We start from the raw sequence: 4,297 nt of genomic DNA, 5'->3' as shown, positions 1-4,297 counted from the left end.
GCCACCAGGCGTCTGATCCAGCCGATCGGGGGGGTGGATGTGACGCCGGTGGTGTGGGTGGGTCTGATCAGCCTGGTGCGGGAGCTGCTGGTGGGTCAGCAGGGTCTGGTGACCCAGGCGATGCGCCATGCCAGCGCCGTGGCCTGAGCGGGCCTCAGACCATCGGCAGCATCTCCTGCTCCACGAATTTGGTGTGCACGTCACCGCTCTGGAACTCAGGCCGATCCAGCAGCTGCAGGTGAAACTCGATGGTTGTGGGAATGCCCGTGACGGCGCACTCTGAAAGGGCCCGGCGCAGGCGCCGCAGGGCGTGGTCGCGGTCGACCCCCCACACGATCAATTTGCCGATCAGGGAGTCGTAGAAGGGGGGGATCTCGTAACCGGTGTAGACGTGGCTGTCGACCCGCACGCCAGGGCCTCCAGGCGGCAGCCAGCCGGTGATGCGCCCCGGAGCGGGCCGGAAGTTCTGGCGCGGGTCCTCGGCGTTGATGCGCACCTCAATGGCATGGCCCCGCAGGCTGATGTCTTCCTGTTTCACGGAGATCGGCTCCCCACCGGCGATGCGCAGCTGCTCGGCGATCAGATCCACGCCGGTCACCACTTCGGTGACGGGATGCTCCACCTGGATCCTGGTGTTCATCTCCATGAAATAGAAGCGGCCGGCGCGATCCACCAGGAACTCCACCGTGCCGGCCCCCTCGTAGCCGATGGTGCGGGCCGCATTCACGGCTGCCTCCCCCATCTCACGGCGCAGCTCGGCATCGATGGCCACGCTGGGCGACTCCTCCAGCAGCTTCTGGTGGCGGCGCTGGATCGAGCAGTCGCGCTCCCCCAGATGCACCACGTTGCCGTGGCGATCGGCCAGCACCTGCACCTCCACATGCCGGGGGCGGTCGATGAATTTCTCCATGTAGAGGCCCGGATTGCCGAAGGCGGCCTCCGCTTCCCCCTGGGCGGCCTTGAACAGGCTCTCGAGCTGATCGGCGTCCGGCACCAGGCGCATGCCCCGGCCGCCACCGCCGGCGGTGGCCTTGATCATCACCGGATAGCCCATCGCCTCGGCCAGCTCGGCGGCCTGGCGAGGGTGCTCCAGCAGGCCCTCACTGCCGGGGATGGTGGGCACTCCCACCGACTGCATGGTGATCTTGGCGGTGGACTTATCGCCCATCGAGCGGATCGCTTCGGGGGAGGGGCCCACAAAGGTGAGGCCGTGGTCGGTGCAGATCTCGGCGAAGCGGTCGTTCTCGGCCAGAAAGCCGTAGCCGGGATGGATCGCATCGGCGCCGCGGGAGGTGGCGGCCGCCAGGATGTTCGGAATGTTCAGGTAGCTCTTGGAGCTCGGTGCCTCACCCACGCACACGGCCTCATCGGCCAGCTGAACGTGCAGGGCGTTGCGGTCCACGGTGCTGTACACCGCCACGGTGGCAATGCCAAGTTCCCGACAGCTGCGCAGGATGCGGAGGGCGATCTCGCCGCGGTTGGCGATCAGCACTTTGCCGATGGACATCCGCCGCCGCTCAGCTGGTACAGGCCAGGGCGGACTGTATCAGCGCTCACTGCGGCATTCCCTGGCGGGCGCGGGGAGGAGCGTTAGGTATTGTGCTGGGCCGATGGGCCGGCTCGGTTCGTCGCAGCACCGGGATGGGCCTGGCCCAACCTTTGGTGCCATCAAGCGGATGTGGTGGAATTGGTAGACACGCACGTTTGAGGGGCGTGTGGCTTCGGCCTTGCGAGTTCAAGTCTCGCCATCCGCATTTTTCTTCTCCTGCCTGTGGCCAGGGCCACTGCGGCGCCCGTCACCCCCCCTGGGACTGCCGCCGCTGCCATCGTGCTGGTCAGCAACGGCCCCGGTGAGCTGAGCACCTGGGTGAGGCCCCTGGCCCAGCACCTGCACCGCCGCCTGGGCCTGGGCTCCGCGGGCCCCAAGCCTTTCTGCGGGCTTCACCTGGTGCTGGTGCCGTGTCCCAATGGCACCGGCACGGAGCACCGGGCCGCGGCCAGCTGGGGACTGTTCGAGCGCACGCTGCCGGCGCGGCGCTTCTGGAGCCTGCTGCTGCGGCCCCGGCGCTTCGGCCCCTGGCCCCGCCAGGGGGTGGTGGTGTTTCTGGGGGGGGATCAGTTCTGGAGCGTTCTGCTCTCGGCCCGCCTCGGTTATCGCCATCTCACCTATGCGGAGTGGGTGGCCCGCTGGCCCCGCTGGAACGACCGCATTGCCGCCATGGGCCCCCGCGCCGCGGACCGGCTGCCCAGGCGCTGGCGCTCCCGCTGCAGCGTGGTGGGGGATCTGATGGCGGACCTCTCCGAGAGTGCCCGCAGCGACGCTCCTCTGCCGCCGGGCCACTGGGTGGCCCTGCTGCCCGGTTCCAAGCCCGCCAAGCTGCAGGTGGGTGTGCCCTTCCTGCTGGACACGGCTGATCGCCTGGCGGCCCTGCAGCCCGACTGCCGCTTTCTGCTCCCCCTGGCCCCCACGATCGGCGTGGAGGGGCTGTTGCGCCATGCCAGCCCGGCCAATCCGATCGCGGCGGCCTACCGCGGCGGCCCGCCCAGCCTCAGCCTGGAGGGCGATGCCCTGATCACGGCCGCCGGCACTCGCATCCGTCTGGAGCGCCAGAGCCCGGCCCACACCAGCCTCAGCCAGTGCTGCCTGGCGCTCACCACGGTGGGGGCCAACACGGCGGAACTGGCTGCCCTGGCGGTGCCGATGCTGGTGCTGGTGCCCACCCAACACCTCGGCGTGATGCAGGCCTGGGATGGCCTGGCGGGGCTGCTGGCACGGCTGCCGCTGCTGCGCCCGCTGCTGGGAACGCTGCTCAGCCTCTGGCGCCTGCGTCAGCGTGGCTTCCTGGCCTCCCCCAACATCGCGGCCGGGCGGCTGGTGGTACCTGAGCGGGTGGGGCCGATCACGCCGGCGCAGATCGCTGCCGAGGCCGCCGACTGGCTGGCCTCCCCGGCGCGGCTGACGGCCATGCGGGACGAGCTGGTCCAGCTGCGCGGTCGCCCCGGGGCGGTGGCCTCCCTGGCCGACCTCGTTATGGAGCTGTTGCCCCCGGGGCTGCGGGGCTCCCAGCCCGATTCCTAGGGTTGGGCTCCCTTGCGTGGTTCCCATGGCGGCCATCCCTGATCCCCAGTCCTCCGCCTGCGGCGTGGAGAGTGGCCTGGCCCGCACCACCAGTGAGGAGGTGTGGCGCCAGAGCCTCTCCCCCGAGCAGTTCCGGGTGGCGCGCCAGGGCGGCACCGAACGGCCCTTCAGCGGTGCCTACTGGAACCACAAGGGCCAGGGCATGTACCACTGCGTCTGCTGCGACGCCGAACTGTTCAGCAGCGCCAGCAAGTTCGATTCCGGCACCGGCTGGCCCAGCTTCTGGGATGGGGTGAAGCCCGGCGCCATCACCACCCTGATCGACCGCAGCCACGGCATGGTGCGCGCCGAGATCCGCTGCGCCAACTGCGATGCCCACCTGGGGCACGTGTTCGATGACGGGCCTGCCCCCACGGGTCAGCGCTACTGCGTCAACTCGGCCTCGCTCAGCTTCAAGGCCGACTGACTGACAGCAGGCCTCTCACCAAAGCAGCCGTCTCACCAGGGATCGTCGAGGTCTTCGGCATCCACGTCCAGGACCTCGGAACTGCTGGGTGGGGCCGGTCGGCGGCGGGGGGCGCCGTAGCYGCGCTCGCGGCGCGCCTCGCGCCCATAGGGGTCCTGCAGCGGTTCGGGATCGCGATCCAGGGGCTCGCGATCCAGGGGCTCATCGAGCTCCCTTCTGGTGAGCGGCCTTCGCTCCGGTTCGGAATCGAGCAGGTCGTCGTCGAGGTAGCGACGCTGGCGCAGGGGGGCCCGATCGCGGCGCTGTTCCACTTCCACGTAATCCAGCTCGGCTTCGGGCACGAAGGCCTGGCTGCTGGCGGGCTGGATGCGGCGCTGCTCCTGGACGGCGGGCACGCCTGGGGCCAGCTGGTTCTCCACGGGCACCATGGTGCCGCGGAAGCGCTCCCGCTCCTCCTGCTCCCAGCTGCTGCCGCCGATGCCCAGCTTCTCCAGCAGGCCGGTGCCGAGTTGCTTGAGCTTCTCTTCAGCTCCCTCGTAGACCACGATGCGGTCTGGACCGCTGCTGACCACCTCCACCACCGGCAGTTCCCAGGTGCTGAGCACCCCTTCGCCCAGCAGCGGCACGCCCAGGGCGCCCAGCACCAGGGTGGTGAGTTCGCCTGTTTCGATGTCGAAACTGAAGCCCAGCACCTTGCCCAGCTGCTGACCGGCCTCGGTCACCACATCGCAGTTGATCACCTTGCTGAAGCG

The 4,297-nt window shown here is 69.6% G+C and carries 4 protein-coding genes, 1 tRNA gene and 1 pseudogene; 4 read left to right on the top strand and 2 right to left on the bottom strand.

Translation table 11 applies throughout. The features are described 5' to 3' along the window. A pseudogene (locus tag IQ216_RS11990) lies at positions 1–147 on the top strand (YggT family protein); the annotation flags it as partial. A gap of 7 nt (positions 148–154) precedes the next feature. On the opposite strand, the gene accC reads toward IQ216_RS11990, so the two are convergent. Next, positions 155–1,507, bottom strand: a complete 1,353-nt coding sequence (gene accC, locus IQ216_RS11985) for an acetyl-CoA carboxylase biotin carboxylase subunit (protein ID WP_193815635.1) — start codon at positions 1,505–1,507, stop codon at positions 155–157. Positions 1,508–1,672: 165 nt separating this feature from the next. Here accC and IQ216_RS11980 point away from each other — a divergent pair. The 3 genes from IQ216_RS11980 to msrB all read left to right on the top strand — a co-directional run bounded on the left by IQ216_RS11980 (position 1,673) and on the right by msrB (position 3,545). Beyond that, positions 1,673–1,754, top strand: a tRNA-Leu gene (locus tag IQ216_RS11980). A gap of 11 nt (positions 1,755–1,765) precedes the next feature. Then, the gene (locus tag IQ216_RS11975) at positions 1,766–3,079 is read left to right on the top strand and encodes a glycosyl transferase (RefSeq protein WP_370566738.1); all 1,314 of its coding nucleotides are present in this window, start codon (positions 1,766–1,768) and stop codon (positions 3,077–3,079) included. Positions 3,080–3,104: 25 nt separating this feature from the next. Beyond that, on the top strand, positions 3,105–3,545 hold the full coding sequence (msrB, locus tag IQ216_RS11970; protein ID WP_193815633.1) for a peptide-methionine (R)-S-oxide reductase MsrB: 441 nt from the start codon (positions 3,105–3,107) through the stop codon (positions 3,543–3,545). Between the two features lie 32 nt (positions 3,546–3,577). On the opposite strand, the gene IQ216_RS11965 is transcribed toward msrB, so the two are convergent. After that, positions 3,578–4,297, bottom strand: a 720-nt coding sequence (locus tag IQ216_RS11965; protein ID WP_193815632.1) for a PRC-barrel domain-containing protein, incomplete at its 5' end; no start/stop codon positions are given.

This window comes from Cyanobium sp. LEGE 06143 (assembly GCF_015207535.1).
Taxonomy (GTDB): Bacteria; Cyanobacteriota; Cyanobacteriia; order PCC-6307; family Cyanobiaceae; genus NIES-981.
The sequence above is the reverse complement of the archived record's forward strand: the minus strand, read 5'-3'. Positions and strand labels throughout refer to the sequence as shown.

Excerpts from the sequence above, each read along its gene's own strand:
- msrB (WP_193815633.1), top strand. The coding sequence starts at position 3,105 with ATGGCGGCCATCCCTGATCCCCAGTCCTCCGCCTGCGGCGTGGAGAGT.
- accC (WP_193815635.1), bottom strand. The coding sequence starts at position 1,507 with ATGTCCATCGGCAAAGTGCTGATCGCCAACCGCGGCGAGATCGCCCTC.